Annotated in this window: 12 protein-coding genes and 3 tRNA genes; 7 read left to right on the top strand and 8 right to left on the bottom strand. The window is 70.1% G+C overall.

The genetic code is table 11. The annotated features are described in order from the left end of the window. Positions 1-9: 9 nt before the first annotated feature. The 5 genes from RVY76_RS09170 to RVY76_RS09150 form a co-directional block, all read right to left on the bottom strand. Positions 10-1,026, bottom strand: coding sequence for a 3-hydroxyisobutyryl-CoA hydrolase (locus RVY76_RS09170; RefSeq protein WP_317373577.1), 1,017 nt, complete (start codon positions 1,024-1,026; stop codon positions 10-12). Beyond that, positions 1,023-2,162, bottom strand: coding sequence for an acyl-CoA dehydrogenase family protein (locus tag RVY76_RS09165; RefSeq protein ID WP_317373576.1), 1,140 nt, complete (start codon positions 2,160-2,162; stop codon positions 1,023-1,025). Before RVY76_RS09165 ends, RVY76_RS09170 begins: the two co-directional genes overlap by 4 nt. Beyond that, positions 2,159-3,295 (bottom strand): carboxylate-amine ligase, encoded by a 1,137-nt coding sequence (locus tag RVY76_RS09160; RefSeq protein WP_317373574.1) that lies wholly within the window; start codon positions 3,293-3,295, stop codon positions 2,159-2,161. Before RVY76_RS09160 ends, RVY76_RS09165 begins: the two co-directional genes overlap by 4 nt. After that, on the bottom strand, positions 3,292-4,449 hold the full coding sequence (locus RVY76_RS09155) for a glycosyltransferase (RefSeq protein WP_317373572.1): 1,158 nt from the start codon (positions 4,447-4,449) through the stop codon (positions 3,292-3,294). Before RVY76_RS09155 ends, RVY76_RS09160 begins: the two co-directional genes overlap by 4 nt. A gap of 100 nt (positions 4,450-4,549) precedes the next feature. Next, positions 4,550-6,052, bottom strand: coding sequence for a CoA-acylating methylmalonate-semialdehyde dehydrogenase (locus RVY76_RS09150; protein WP_317373571.1), 1,503 nt, complete (start codon positions 6,050-6,052; stop codon positions 4,550-4,552). A 144-nt stretch (positions 6,053-6,196) separates the two neighbouring features. On the opposite strand from RVY76_RS09150, the gene RVY76_RS09145 reads away from it, so the two are divergent. The 7 genes from RVY76_RS09145 to RVY76_RS09115 all read left to right on the top strand — a co-directional run bounded on the left by RVY76_RS09145 (position 6,197) and on the right by RVY76_RS09115 (position 8,536). Then, on the top strand, positions 6,197-6,631 hold the full coding sequence (locus RVY76_RS09145; RefSeq protein WP_317373570.1) for a CBS domain-containing protein: 435 nt from the start codon (positions 6,197-6,199) through the stop codon (positions 6,629-6,631). Between the two features lie 60 nt (positions 6,632-6,691). Further along, the gene (gene coaD, locus RVY76_RS09140) at positions 6,692-7,186 is read left to right on the top strand and encodes a pantetheine-phosphate adenylyltransferase (protein ID WP_317373569.1); all 495 of its coding nucleotides are present in this window, start codon (positions 6,692-6,694) and stop codon (positions 7,184-7,186) included. Between the two features lie 69 nt (positions 7,187-7,255). Then, a tRNA-Val gene (locus tag RVY76_RS09135) sits at positions 7,256-7,331 on the top strand. A gap of 153 nt (positions 7,332-7,484) precedes the next feature. Continuing rightward, on the top strand, positions 7,485-7,733 hold the full coding sequence (locus RVY76_RS09130) for a hypothetical protein (RefSeq protein WP_317373567.1): 249 nt from the start codon (positions 7,485-7,487) through the stop codon (positions 7,731-7,733). 34 nt (positions 7,734-7,767) lie between these two features. Further along, positions 7,768-8,310, top strand: coding sequence for a GNAT family N-acetyltransferase (locus tag RVY76_RS09125; RefSeq protein WP_317373566.1), 543 nt, complete (start codon positions 7,768-7,770; stop codon positions 8,308-8,310). Between the two features lie 40 nt (positions 8,311-8,350). Further along, positions 8,351-8,427 (top strand) — tRNA-Asp (locus RVY76_RS09120). 32 nt (positions 8,428-8,459) lie between these two features. Next, a tRNA-Asp gene (locus RVY76_RS09115) sits at positions 8,460-8,536 on the top strand. A 24-nt stretch (positions 8,537-8,560) separates the two neighbouring features. Here RVY76_RS09115 and RVY76_RS09110 read toward each other — a convergent pair. From RVY76_RS09110 to RVY76_RS09100, 3 genes are all read right to left on the bottom strand, one after another. Next, positions 8,561-9,970 (bottom strand): hypothetical protein, encoded by a 1,410-nt coding sequence (locus tag RVY76_RS09110; RefSeq protein WP_317373565.1) that lies wholly within the window; start codon positions 9,968-9,970, stop codon positions 8,561-8,563. 122 nt (positions 9,971-10,092) lie between these two features. Next, positions 10,093-12,708, bottom strand: coding sequence for an AAA family ATPase (locus tag RVY76_RS09105; RefSeq protein WP_317373564.1), 2,616 nt, complete (start codon positions 12,706-12,708; stop codon positions 10,093-10,095). Then, a complete protein-coding gene (locus tag RVY76_RS09100) occupies positions 12,705-13,835 on the bottom strand; it encodes an exonuclease SbcCD subunit D (protein WP_317373563.1) in 1,131 nt (376 codons plus the stop codon). The genes RVY76_RS09105 and RVY76_RS09100 overlap by 4 nt, the downstream gene beginning before the upstream one ends. Between the last annotated feature and the right edge of the window lie 3 nt (positions 13,836-13,838).

The raw sequence follows: 13,838 nt of genomic DNA, 5'->3' as shown, positions 1-13,838 counted from the left end.
TGATCTCGATCAGGTGCCGAGCGGCGCGAGCATGGCCGCGACCTCGTCCCCGGTGACGTCCGCGATGCGGTCGTGGCGCCATTTCGGCGTGCGGTCCTTGTCGATCACCGCGGCGCGGATCCCCTCGAGGAGGTCGCCGTCGGAGATCGCGCGATGCGTCGCACGGTATTCCATGTCGAGCGCATGCTCGATCGTGCCGTGGCCCCGCACGTCGCGGATGAGCGCGAAGGTCACCGCGGCCGAAAGCGGCGATCCGCGGGTGACGGCCTCATACGTTTCGCGCGCGAAACCGTCGTCTTGCCCCTCGAGGTGCTGCAAGGCGTCGACGAGGTCCTCATGCGCGAACCATTCGTCGATCCAGGGGGCGCGGGCCGCCAGATCGGATGCGCCCGGATCGCGTGCCGCCTCGCGCAGCGCGTCGAGGGAGCCGGTTTCCTCGATCTTGCGGATATGGTCGGGCCAGCCGTCTTCGGGCAGGTAGAGATCGGCGAAACCCGCCCAGATCGCGTCGGCGGCCTTCATCCGCGCGCCGGTGAGGCCCAGATATTCGCCCGCATGTCCCGGTGTCCGCGCCAGAAGCAGCGACCCGCCCACATCCGGGACGAGACCGATGCCGCATTCGGGCATCGCGATGCGGGTGCTGTCGCCGACGACGCGGCAGCCGACATGCCCGCCCAGGCCCACGCCGCCGCCCATGGTGAAGCCCTGCATGAAGGCGGCGATCGGCTTCGGATAGGTCGCGAGCCTGGCGTTGAGACGGTATTCGTCGCGCCAGAAGGCACGGGCGCTTTCTACATCGCCCGCGATCCCCGCATGGTACATCGCGGCGATGTCGCCGCCGGCGCAGAAGGCCTTTTCGCCCATAGCGTCGAGCACGACGACGTCCACTTCGGGATCGTCGGCCCAGGCGGTGATCGCGGCCTCGATCTCGAGGCTCTGCGCGTGGGTGAGCGCGTTGAGCGCGCGAGGGCGGTCGAGCGTGATGCGCCCGGCCCGGCCGGTCCTGCGGATGATCGTGTCGGTCATTGGCTGAGCAGGCTCCTTGCGGTGATGAGGCGCATGATCTCGTTCGTGCCTTCGAGGATCTGGTGCACGCGCAGGTCGCGGACGAGCTTTTCGATGCCGTAATCGGCGAGATAGCCGTAGCCGCCGTGAAGTTGCAGGCATTGATCGACGATGCGGCTTCCGGCCTCGGTCACGAATTTCTTGGCCATCGCGCAATGCTTGGTCGCGGCCGGATGCCCCTGGTCGAGCATCCACGCGGCCTGCCGGAGGAAGACGCGCGCGGCCTGAAGCTCGATCTCGAGATCGGCGAGGCGGAATTGCAGGGCCTGGAACTCGGACAGTGCCGATCCGAAGGCCTTCCGCTCGCGCATGTAGCCGAGCGTCGCGTCGAGCGCGGCCTGCGCCGCGCCGAGCGAGCAGGCCGAGATGTTGAGCCGCCCGCCATCGAGCCCGGCCATGGCATAGCGGAAGCCCGCCCCCTCGTCGCCCAGCAGGTTGGCGGCCGGGACGCGGCATTCGTCCATCCGGAGCGAGCGGGTCGGCTGGGACCGCCAGCCCATCTTGTCCTCGAGCCCGCCGAAGCCAAGGCCCTCGGCCCCGTCCTCGATCACCAGCGCCGAGATGCCGCGCGGTCCGTCCCCGCCCGTGCGGCACATGACGATATAGGCGTCGGAATAGCCCCCGCCGGAGATGAAGGCCTTGGACCCCGTGACGGAAAAGCCGTCATCCGTGCGGACCGCCCGGGTGGAGAGCGCGGCGGCATCGCTGCCCGATCCCGGTTCGGTGAGCGCGTAGCTCAGCACGTGGTCCATCGCGATGGCGGGCGCGAGGTGACGCGCCCTGAGATCGTCCGAGCCGTATCGGTCGAGCATCGACGCGCACATGTTGTGGATCGACAGGAACGAGGCGACCGAAGGGCAGGCCATGCTGAGGGCCTCGAAGACCAGCGTCGCGTCGAGCCGCGAGAGGCCGACGCCGCCCGCCTCCTCGGAGACGTAGAGGCCGCCGAAGCCCAGCTCGGCGGCCCTGGACCAGAGATCGCGGGGGATGGTGCCTTGCGCTTCCCAGTCGCGCGCATGGGGTGCGATGCGATCCCGCCCGAACGACCGGGCCATGTCGAAGATGGCCTCCTGCTCTTCGGTCATGGCGAAGTTCATGCGTCGCCCCCCGCGAGGAATTCCTCGGTCAGCGATCGGATGACGGCGTTCATCGCCTGCGCGTCGTCGGCCCCTTCGGCCCTGGCGCGGGCATGGACGGCGCGCTGCCGGGTGGCGGAATTGCCCTCGCGCACGATGTCGCGGAGGCGGGCGATCGCGCCCTGGCAGTCGAAGATCTCGGCTTCGCGGGCGACGAGGTCCATGAGTTCGTCGACGAGGAGATGCATCGGCTTGACCGCGCCCTGGCCGAGGTCGATCAGCCCCTCGTCGCAGCCGTAGCGCTGGGCGCGCCAGCGGTTCTCGTCGATGAGGAAGTTCTCGTAGATGCGCCAGCGCTGGTTGGAATCCTTGAGCCGCGAGAGCATCCCGTGGATGCACTGGATGAGGGCCGCGACGGCGAGCGTGTCGTCGAGCCTCGGCATCACGTCGCAGATCCGCGTCTCGAGCGTCGGGAAACTCTCGGAGGGGCGCAGGTCCCACCAGATCTTTGAGGCATCCTCGATCATGCCGGTGGCGACGATCGTGTCGACGGACCGCCGGTAGTCGCCCCATCCGTCGAGCCGGGGCGGAAGGCCCGTGCGCGGCAGGTTGTCGAAGACCCCGACCCGGTAGGAGGCGAGGCCGGTATCCTCGCCCTGCCAGAACGGCGAGGAGGCCGAGAGCGCGAGCAGGTGCGGAAGGAAGTACTTGGCCTGATTCATCAGGTCGATGCGGTCGTCATTGTCGGGAATGCCGACATGGACGTGCATGCCGCAGATCATCATGCGCCGCCCGATCGCGGCGAGATCCCGCTCGAGATCGTTGTAGCGGTCGCGGTCGCGGTGGGTCTGTTCGGTCCAGTCGGCGGTTGGATGGCAGGCCGCGGCGATGGGTTTCAGGCCGAACTCGCCCGCGATGCGGGCGATCTCGCGGCGCAGATGCGACAGATCCTGTCTCGCCTCGGAAATGCCCGCGCAAACCTTCGTGCCGACCTCGATCTGGCAGCGCAGGAATTCGGGCGCGACCTGATCGCCGAGCGCGTCGCGGGCGGCCCCGAGCATCTCGTCGGGCGCATCCGACAGCTGGAACGTCTCGGCATCGACGAGCAGGTATTCCTCCTCGATGCCGATGGTGAAGGATGTGCCGTCGCTCATCGCGATGCTCCCTGCAGGACGTCCTCGAGCCGCGCGAGGAGCCGCGTGTTGTCGAACCGCTCGCAGGCCACGCGGCGGGCGGTGGCCCCCATCGCGGCGGTATCGGCGGCGAGCGCGCGTTCCATGAGCGCGGCGAAGGCATCCTCGTCGCGTTCGGGACCGAGCCAGCCGCTCACCCCGTCGTCGATCGCCTCGGGGATCCCGGCATGGCGCGTGGCGACCGTCACGCAGCCCGAGGCCATCGCCTCCTGGATCGACGTGGGCAGGCCTTCGGTATTGCCGTCCGCGGCCGTCACGGAATGCTGGACGAAGACTTCGGCTGAGGCGAGGGCGCGGCGCACCGTCTCGTGGTCCTGCGCGCCGTCGAAGCGGACGCGATCGGCCAGTCCGAGCTCTTGCGCGAGCGCGCGCGTGGGGTCGAGCAGGGCACCGCTGCCGATGAAGCGCAGGGTCGCGTCCGGACGGTCGCGGGTGGCGCGGGCGAAGGCGCGAAGCGTGATGTCGGGGGCCTTCTTCTCGACCATGCGGCCGACGGCGAGAAAGCTCGCCGGGATCTTTTCGGCGGGGGCGAAGCGGCGCGGATCGACGCCCGAGGGAATGACATGCGCGTTCGGATGCTCGATCCCGGCGGCCGCGAGATTGTCGAGAAGGAAGCGGCTGACGGCGATCACGCCGCTGAGATCGGGCATCATCGCGCGGTAGCTGCGCCGCCGCCGGGCCTTGCGAAGCTCGGAACTGGCATCGGAGCCGCGGAAATAGGTGAAGCAGGGCAGGGACAGCTCGCGCGCGATGGCGCTCACGTGGATGGCCTTGCTGCCGAATTCCGACAGGATCACCGTCGCGCCCGAGGCGCGGATGAAATCGGCGATCGCGGCCTTCTCGGCCCCCCAGGGGATGCGCCCCGTTCCGCGCCCGAGATGAAGCGCGGCGGCGGCGACGGGCCGCCCCGCGCGCCAGAGGAGCGGCCCGCGGAAGGCCTGCCGATCGAAGACCGGGCGGTTGCCCGGATCGTCGCGGCGATCGCTCGCGATGATGCAGGTCCGCCCGTCGAAGAGGTGGTCCACATGTCGGTTGACGAAGGTCTGCGAGGGATGGCGATAGGTGCCGACCACGATCGCGGCGCTGGGCGGCGTCATGGGGGCGGGCCCGCTCATCGCGGGCCGCGCCCTTCGCGGGCGGGGGTCCGGCGCGCCCGCGCCGGGTCGCATGGCCGCAACGGGCCGCCCGGTCGCGGAAGGTCCGGACCCCGTTCCATCAGTCCATCGCCTTGAAGTTGAACTCGCCGCCTTCCTTGATGCCCGAAGGCCAGCGCGCGGTCACGGTCTTGGTGCGGGTGTAGAACTTGAAGGCGTCGGGCCCGTGCTGGTTCAGGTCGCCGAAGGCCGATTTCTTCCAGCCGCCGAACGTGTGGTAGGCGAGCGGCACGGGGATCGGCACGTTGACGCCCACCATGCCCACGTTGATGCGGTTGGCGAAGTCGCGTGCGGCGTCGCCGTCGCGCGTGAAGATCGCGATGCCGTTGCCGTATTCGTTGTCCATGGCGAGCGTCATCGCCTCGTCGTAGGACTTGGCGCGCACGGTCGACAGGACCGGCCCGAAGATCTCCTGCTTGTAGATCTCCATGTCGGGCGTGACGTTGTCGAAGAGATGCGGTCCGACCCAGAAGCCGTCCTCGTAGCCCTGCGGTGCCGCCATGGAGCGTCCGTCGACGACGAGATCGGCCCCCGCCTCGACGCCGCTTTCGACGAGGCCCTTGATCTTCTCGCGCGCGGCTTCGGTGATGACCGGGCCGTAATCCGCGCCCTCGTCCGACCAGGGGCCGACATTGAGTTTCTCGACGCGGGGCTTGAGCTTTTCGATCAGCGCGTCGGCGGTCTTTTCGCCCACCGGCACCGCGACCGAGATCGCCATGCACCGCTCGCCCGCCGCGCCGTAGCCCGCGCCCACCAGCGCATCGGCCGCCTGGTCGAGATCGGCGTCGGGCATGATGATCATGTGGTTCTTGGCACCGCCGAAGCACTGCACGCGCTTGCCGTTGGCACAGCCGCGCTCGTAGATATAGGCGGCGATGGGGGTGGAGCCGACGAAGCCCACGGCCTGGATCACCTCGTTGTCGAGGATCGCGTCGACGACCTCCTTGTCGCCGTTCACCACCTGCAGAACGCCGTCGGGAAGACCCGCTTCCTTCAGCAGCTCGGCCAGCATCAGCGGCACGGAGGGGTCGCGCTCGGACGGCTTGAGGACGAAGGCGTTGCCGCAGGCAAGCGCGGGGGCGAACTTCCACATCGGGATCATGGCGGGGAAGTTGAAGGGCGTGATCCCCGCGACCACGCCGAGCGGCTGGCGCATGGAATAGATGTCGATGCCCGGGCCCGCGCCGTCGCTGTATTCGCCCTTGAGCAGATGCGGCGCGCCGATGCAGAACTCGACCACTTCGAGGCCGCGCTGCACGTCGCCCTTGGCGTCGGCGAAGGTCTTGCCGTGCTCCTTCGAGAGCGCTTCGGCGAGCTTGTCCATGTCGCGGTTCAGCAGTCGCACAAATTCCATGAGCACCCGCGCGCGGCGCTGCGGATTGGTCGCGGCCCAGCCCGGTTGCGCCTTCGCGGCGCTCTGCACGGCGGCGTCGAGCTCGTCCTTGGTGGCCAGCGGCGCCTTGGCCTGAACCTCGCCGGTGGCGGGGTTGAAGATGTCGGCGAAATGGCCCGACGTGCCCGGCACGTGCCTGCCGTCGATCCAGTGGCTGAGTTCGGTCGTCATGGAATCCTCCTACGGAACGGGTCGGGGGCAGCGTATGCGGGCGGAGGGGGGAGTGAAAGTGTCTCGATCCATCGCGAGAAAAATCCTTTGGGATTCCCGCCGGGCATGTATCGTGAAAGGACCATTTCGCAGGGAGGAGACGCGATGAAGGTAGAGCAGATCCTGAGCTCGAAGCCGCAACCGGGGGTGGAGACGATCGCACCCGAGGCGAGCGTGGCCGACGCGGTGGCGGTGCTTTCGGAGAAGAGGATCGGTGCGCTCGTCGTGTCGCGCGACGGTCAGCGGGCCGATGGCATCCTGTCCGAGCGTGACATCGTGCGCGAGCTCGGGCGCAAGGGGGCCGAATGCCTCGATGCGCGGGTGGAGGACCTCATGACCCGCAAGGTCGAGACCTGCGTGGGGCAGGACAATACTGAGGAGATCCTGACGCGGATGACCGAAGGCCGCTTTCGCCACATGCCCGTTGTCGAGGACGAGCGGCTGGTCGGGCTCATCTCGACCGGCGACGTGGTCAAGGCGCGGCTGTCGGAACTGAGGATGGAGCGCGACGCCCTCGAAGGGATGGTCATGGGGTACTGACTGGGCCTTGCAATCGCGCGCCCGATCGCGTTGCTTCACCCGAATGGACGGGGAGGGACCATGCGGACTGGATTATATCCCGGAACTTTCGATCCGGTGACGCTCGGGCATATGGATATTATCCAGCGCGCGGCGACCCTTGTCGACGAGCTCGTCATCGGGGTCGCGATCAACGGCGACAAGGGGCCTCTCTTCTCGCTCGACGAGCGCGTCGCGATGATCGAGGCGGAATGCGGTCCGCTGCAGGAACGCTTCGGCATGACGATCCGGGTGCATCCCTTCGAGAACCTGCTGATCGACTGCGCGCGCGACGTGGGCGCGCAGCTCATCATCCGCGGACTGCGGGCGGTCGCGGATTTCGAATACGAATTCCAGATGGTCGGCATGAACCGCGTGCTCGATGATTCGGTCGAGACGGTGTTCCTCATGGCCGATACCGAGCATCAGGCCGTCGCCTCGAAGCTGGTCAAGGAGATCGCGCGGCTCGGCGGCAACGTCTCGCGGTTCGTGCCCACGGCGGTCGAGCGCGCGCTTCGGGAAAAGGTGGCCGGCTGAACGGACGGGGGCCCAAGCCCGCGACGGGGGGTTGTCCGACGCGCGCGCGTCGCTATAAGACGCGCTCAGGGGCGATTAGCTCAGTTGGTAGAGCGTTTCGTTTACACCGAAAATGTCGGCGGTTCGAGCCCGTCATCGCCCACCACCGCGCCCGGCCGGGAAGGCCGGGGCTTGCGCTGGAAATTGCACGATTGGTCCACGTGTGGTAGCGACGTGCTGCATTCGTCGCAGGGGCGGGTCGTTTCCTGTTTCCTGTCGAACGCGTAGGACGAGGTGCCATTCCCAACGGAGCAACGGTATGCCGCATCACTACCTGCCGGACGAAGATCAAGCCATCCTCAACACATTGTTCGAGAAGCTCGGCGTGCAGGTCCGGAATCTCGATCATGGCAGCCGGGACCGGGTTCTGCTGAACCTCTCGGCGCGGCTGTGCGAGATGGTGGCCTACGACAACGCCACGCATTGGCCGCCCGCCAGCGTCGCGGACCTGGTGCATATCTCTGCCCAGATCGAGCGGAAATCGGTCGCGCTGGACGAGCTCGAATGAGCTTCGAGCCCGAAGCCGGGCCGGGACCTCAACCTTGACGATCACGCTGCGCGACGCCGCGCCCGGTGACCTCGACGCGATCCGCGCGCTTCACACCGCGAGCTGGCGGTCGGCCTACGCCCCGTTCGTGCCGGCGGAGGCGATCGACCGGCTGGAGCCCGAGATGGCGGCGCGCTGGGCCGTGTTGCCGCCCGACGTGATCTGCGCGGTCGAGGGGGACCGCTTGGTGGGCTTCGTCAGGCTGATGACGCGCCATGGCTGGCCGTTCATCGACAACCTTCATGCATCGCCCGAGCGGCGTGGAACGGGGATCGGCCATCGGCTGATTCGCGCGGCGGCCGAACGGCTGGACGCGCGGGGCGAGGGGCGCGTCTGGCTGACCGTGATTTCGGCCAATCGTACCGCGCGGCGGTTCTATGCCGCGCATGGCGGTATCGAGGCCGGGCCCACGACGACGTCCGTGCTCGGCCATCCGACCCCCATCGTCGCCGTGATCTGGAACAGGCTCGGCCCGCTTCTGTCGAAAAACGACGGATCGCGGCCGATCGCGCTTGACGGTCCCGGACGGCGCTTCTAGAACGCCCCTCACGTTCGGACCGGGTCCGAGCGGGCAATGGGCGGTTGTAGCTCAGTTGGTTAGAGTACCGGCCTGTCACGCCGGGGGTCGCGGGTTCGAGCCCCGTCAACCGCGCCACCATTGCCCCGAACGACCCGTCGAACGAGAGTGCGGTTGTAGCTCAGTTGGTTAGAGTACCGGCCTGTCACGCCGGGGGTCGCGGGTTCGAGCCCCGTCAACCGCGCCACTCATTCCCCGAATGTCGGATGCCTCAGAGGATCGTCGCCGCGAGCGCGATCCATCCCGACAGAACGATGCCGCAGATGAGCGCGTAGAGCCCGTTCCACCTGAGACCCGCATGCAGCGCGCTGACGCCGCCGTATTGCCCGACCATCATCACGGATGCCGTATAGGGCGAGGTCGCCCCGCTGAGCGCCCAGCCGCTGGTGATGGCGAGGATGACGGCCGAGGGGGCCACGCCCATCTCGGCGGGCAGCGGCAGCAGCGGCACGATCAGCGAGGCCGAGAGAATCGGGTTCATGCCGAACTGGCCCGTGATCGGGATGATCCAGAAGATGCCGAGCAGCAGGAAGTACGGCGAGATGCCGGCGAGGTCGATGCCGCGATCCGCGATGAGCGGTGCGGTCAGGCTCGATCCGAGCGATCCGATGAAGCCCGCCATCGCGAGGAGGACGACCTCGGCCCTGAGGCCCGCCATCTCGACCGTCGCGAAGTCGCGCGCGCGCTCGGCGACATGGCCGATCACGCCGCGGCGATGGCCGAGGACGTCCTGCTCGACCATCCACAGCAGCGACAGGAGGGGCACGACGACCATCACGACGCCGACGACACCCACGCCGGTCGCGATGTGGATCCCGGTGATGAGCGCGCCCAGCACCGCGAGGAGCATGAGAAGCGGCGCGAGCTTGCGGCCCCATCGGCCCTCGGGCGCGCGGCGGACGGGGCGGGGGCCGGTGATCCGGGGTTTCAGCGCCGTGTCGAGTGCCCAGCCTATCCCGGCGAGAAGCAGCCCCGAGACGAGGCTCGGCAGGACTGCCGCCGCCCAGCTCGACCCGGGCACGAGGCTTGTCGAGATGGCCATGGCGAAGGTCAGCGGCGACCATGGCAGCGTCGCGATGAAGCCGCGCTGGATCGCGACCATCATCCGGCGCAGCCTGATCCGCGTGATCTCGGGGTTGGCTTCGTCCTGCGCGCTTTGCCGCGAGAGGGAGCCCAGAAGCGTGATCGCGCCGTAAAGCAGGATCAGCCCGAACAGCGCGCCACCGAGCGTCAGGGCGAGGTAGCGCCGGCCGGGCGGCTGATCGGCGAGGAAACGTCCCGCATCGGAGACCGGCTTGGACGAGATGGCTGCGCTGCGCAGGCTCGTCAGGGCCGTGAAGAACGCGATGATGAAGGCCGCGCCGCCAAGCGCCCGGGCGATCGCCCCGGGCCAGTCGGGCAGGGTCGCGACGGCGATGGCAGAAAGCGCGGCACCGATCACCAGGAAGGCACGGCGCGACCAGCGCACGTTCAGCGACAGCAGCACGAGGGCCGCCACGCTGGTGGCCATCGACGCATAGGAGAAGACCGCGCCGCCGCCCCATTCCCGGATCGCGACGAGGATCATGGTCGCCGCGACCAGCACGCCGCCTGCTGCGTCGGTTCCGCGTCTTTCGTCCATCCTGCACGATCCCCTCGAGGTTCTCGACGCTACCCCTGAGCCAGCCGGGGCGGGAGCGCAAGCGCCCCCGCATGCACGATGTGCCGGGCGATGCGCGTCGGCAGCAGGCGAGGCGGTATCCGCTAGTCGGAGGGGTCGGCCCGCTTCAGCGGCGCGAGGCTCAGTTCGCGCGCGCCGAGATCGCGGAAGGCGCGCTGCCGACAGGTCAGGACGATGATCTGCGCGGATCCCGACTGACGATGGAGCGCGTCGAACATCCGCTCGATCCGGTCGTCGTCGGTGAAGACCAGCGCGTCGTCGAGGATGACGGGGGCGTGCCGTCCCGCGCGGGCGAGCATCCGCGCGAAGGCCAGCCGGACGAGGATCGCGATCTGTTCCTGCGTGCCGCCAGACAGGATCTCGACCGGCTCGCGGTGTCCGTCGCGGATGAGGGCGTCCGGCAGAAGCGTCTCGGGGGCCCAGCTGAGCTCGGCCTGCGGCCAGAGCAGGTTCAGAAGAGGCCGCAGCTCGGCCGCGACGGGCGCGAAATAGCGTTCGCGCGCCGTCTCCTGAACGTCCTCGAGTGCGGCGCGGAGCCGCATCAGGATCGCGACCTCGCGTTCGATCCGGGCGAGATCCTGCTCGGCCGCGTGCAGCATGTCGCGCGTCTCGGCCAGCCGTTCCTCCACCGCATCGCCGGAGGCGCGGCGGATCCGTTCGTCGAGGGTGGCGAGTTCGGGGCGCAGCGTCGCGATGCGCTCCTCCGCGTTGGTCTCGACGGCCCGGGCGCGGGCGAGCGTCGCGGCGCTCGCCTCGAGATCGGGGGCGAGGGCCGCGGCGGCCTCGCGCCTCTCGGATGCCTTTGCATGGGCATCGCGGGCGGCGGCGAGCGGTGCCTCGGGGTCGGTTTCGGGGGCGAGACGTTCGAGCGACGCCCTTGCCCGCGCATGCCGATCGCCCGCCGCGTCACGGGCCGCCTCGGCCCGGGCGGCATCGTTTCCGGCCTGCGCCAGCGCATCCTGCGCGGCGGAGAGCGGGCCGCGGGCGGCGATCCGCGCCTCGCGTGCCGCGACCAGTGCGGCGTCGGTCTCGGTCGGGTCGGGGATGTCGTCGGACTCGTCGGGGTCGGGGGGCGGGATTCGCGCATGTGCGGCGCGCAGCGCTTCGATGCCCTGCGGCGCGAGACCCGCGAGCGTCGCGCGCGCCTCGCCCGCGGCGCGTTCGGCCATGCGTCGATCCTCGCCCATCGCGCGTGCCGCGGCGATGTCGTCGGTTCCGAGCGCATCGAGCGCATGGGCGAGGGCGGCCTCGGCCCGCCGCAGGGGGGCGGGATCCGCGCCGCCCGCGCCCGGCGCGAAGGAGAGCGTCCCGATCCCGGCGATCGCGATGTCGGTCGCCGTGTCGAGCGTCACGCGGGCTCCGTCTTCGAGCGGTTTTCCGTCGATCGCGAGGCGCGGCGCATCGTCCCGCGAATAGCGGAGGGTCAGATGCGCGAGGCCCGCCGCGCGCGCATCACGGGCACGGGCGGCATCGGCGGCCAGCGTGTCGAGATTGCGAAGGGCCGCATCGTCCGGCCCGGCGGCGGCGCGGGCGTCGGCCTCCTCGGCGCGGCGGCGCAGTGTCTCGGCCTCGGCGATGCGGCGGGAGAGATCCTCGCGCTGGGCGGCACCTTCGCGCGCGGCCTGGCGTCTTTGCGCGCGGGCATGGCGCGCTTCGGCTTCGGTCACGCGCCGCTCGGACGCGTCGGCGGCCTCGCGCGCGGTGTCGAGCCGGGTGCGGGCCGCGCGGGCGGCCTCGCCGGCGCAATCGGCGGCACGGGCCGTATCGCGCGCGGCGCTCTCGGCCTCGGCCAGATCGGTGCGCGCGGCGTCCAGGGCATCGCGCCGCGCCTCGGCCGCCTGCAGCGTGAGGCGCGCGGTCTCGACGGCGGCGGTGGCGGTCTCGAGCGCCTGCGCGTGACGCTCGGCCTCGGCATGGGCGGCCTCGGCCTGGGCGCGACGGGCGCGTCGCTCCTCGCGCCGCTCCGGATCCTCGAGCTCGGCCAGGGCGGCGCGCTGGCGGCGGCGCTGATCCAGCGCATCGTGGAGGAGGCGCGCGGTGCCGTCGAGATCGGCCGCAAGTTCGCTCAGGAGGGCCACGCGGTCGCGCGCGGCCTTCCACGGGCCCTGCGCCCTGGGCGCGCCTGTCTTGGTGGCGAGCGCGGCGAGTTCGTCGCGGCAGCGCGCGACGGCCGCATCCATGCGCCGCCCGCCGGTCATCGCCTCGACCTCGCCCGTGACGGAGGAGAGCAGGTCGCGCCGGGCGTCGAGCGCCTGCTCGCTTTCCTTGCCGCCCGCGCCCTGGAGATGGGTCGCCCCCTGGCGGGCCCAGATGAGACCGGCGGGTCCGCCTTCGCCGCCGGACAGCCGGGCCGCGATCCAGTCCTCGGCGGCATCGGCCTGCGCGATCAGCCGCCCGCCCTGCACGACCCGCACTTCGGGGCGCGAGAGCCAGCGCTTGGTGATGTCGAAGAGCCCGTCCTCGGTCTCGATCGTGACGGTGACCTCGGGCGCGCCGTCGGCATGGGGTTTGAGGCCCAGAATTTCCTTGGACCTTGAGCGATGGGCCACGAAGAAGAGCGCGCGGAGCGCGTCGAAGAGGGTGGATTTGCCCGCCTCGTTCGGCTCGCTCAGGATGTTGAGCCCGTCGGAGAGGCCGTCCACCATCACGGGGTCGGTGAACTTGCGCACATTGACAAGGCTGATCGCGCGCAGCTTCATGCGTCGAAGGCCCGCATGTAGCCGTAGAGCCGGGCGAGCGCCGCGCCCGCGATCTCGCGGTCGGCTTCGGCGGTGGCGGGGTCCCGCGCGGCGGCATGCAGATCCTCGGCCGCCATGCGGAGCGCGCCCGAGCGATCTATCCCGTCGAGATCGGCCTCGTCGTGGAGAAGGCCCAGCGCCGCCATGTCGAGGTCGAGAAAGGCGAAGTCGGGAGTTTCGGCCAGGGCGGCGTCCTCCAGCGCGGCGCGCTGCGGCAGCGTGGCCCAACCGGTGGCGACCAGTTTCAGCAGGGTATCGCGCCGCCCCGTTCCGGGCAGCACCGCGCGGAACGCCGCCGCCGCGTCCTCGCCTTCGCCGAGGCGCAGGTCGGACCGTGCCCAGAGGAAGGAGCCGGTCTCGACCTCCTCGATGGCGGGTTCGGTACCCGGCCCTCCGAGGCTCACCGAGAGGCAGCAGCCGCGTCGGTCGTGGCGGAACCTGTCCTGCTCGGGGCTGCCGCTGAACTGCACGCGCGGACCGATGGCGAGCCGCCCGTGCCAGTCGCCGAGCGCAAGATAGTCGAGCCGCGCGCTGCGATCGCGATCCGACGGCACGACGGCCCCGCCTTCGGAGAAGTCGGTGACCCCGCCATGGGCGAGGCCGAGGCGCGGCATGCCGTCGGGCGAGGGCATGTCGACGAGCGCTTCGGTGAGGTCGCGGCCCGGATCGCGATGCGTGACGGGCGCGGGCAGGAGCGTCGCGCCGCCGAGATCGACCGGCGCGGCCTCGCGGATCGCGTGGACGTTGGCGGGTGCGTCTCGGACGATCCCCTCCCAGAGGGGTTCGGCATCGCGCAGGTTGTCGTGGTTTCCGGGCAGGAGCCACCACTCGACGTCCTGCGCGTCACCCATCGCGCCGAGCGCCTGGCGGACGACCTGCGCCGAGGGCGTGGCGCTGTCGAACGTGTCGCCCGCAAGCAGGACATGCCGCGCGCCGCGATCCCGCGCGGCGGCCGCAAGGCGTCCGATCGCGGCGTGGCGCGCCTCCATCAGGCGGCCGCGCACGTTGCCGTCGGGCGGCTCGGGCACTGCGAGGAACTTGCGTCCCAGATGCAGGTCCGACGAATGGATGAAGCGAAAGGGGGGCATGGC

It is taken from the genome of Palleronia sp. LCG004 (assembly GCF_032931615.1).
Lineage (GTDB): Bacteria > Pseudomonadota > Alphaproteobacteria > Rhodobacterales > Rhodobacteraceae > Palleronia.
Note: the sequence above shows the minus strand (reverse complement) of the source record. Positions and strands in the feature narration are given on the sequence as shown.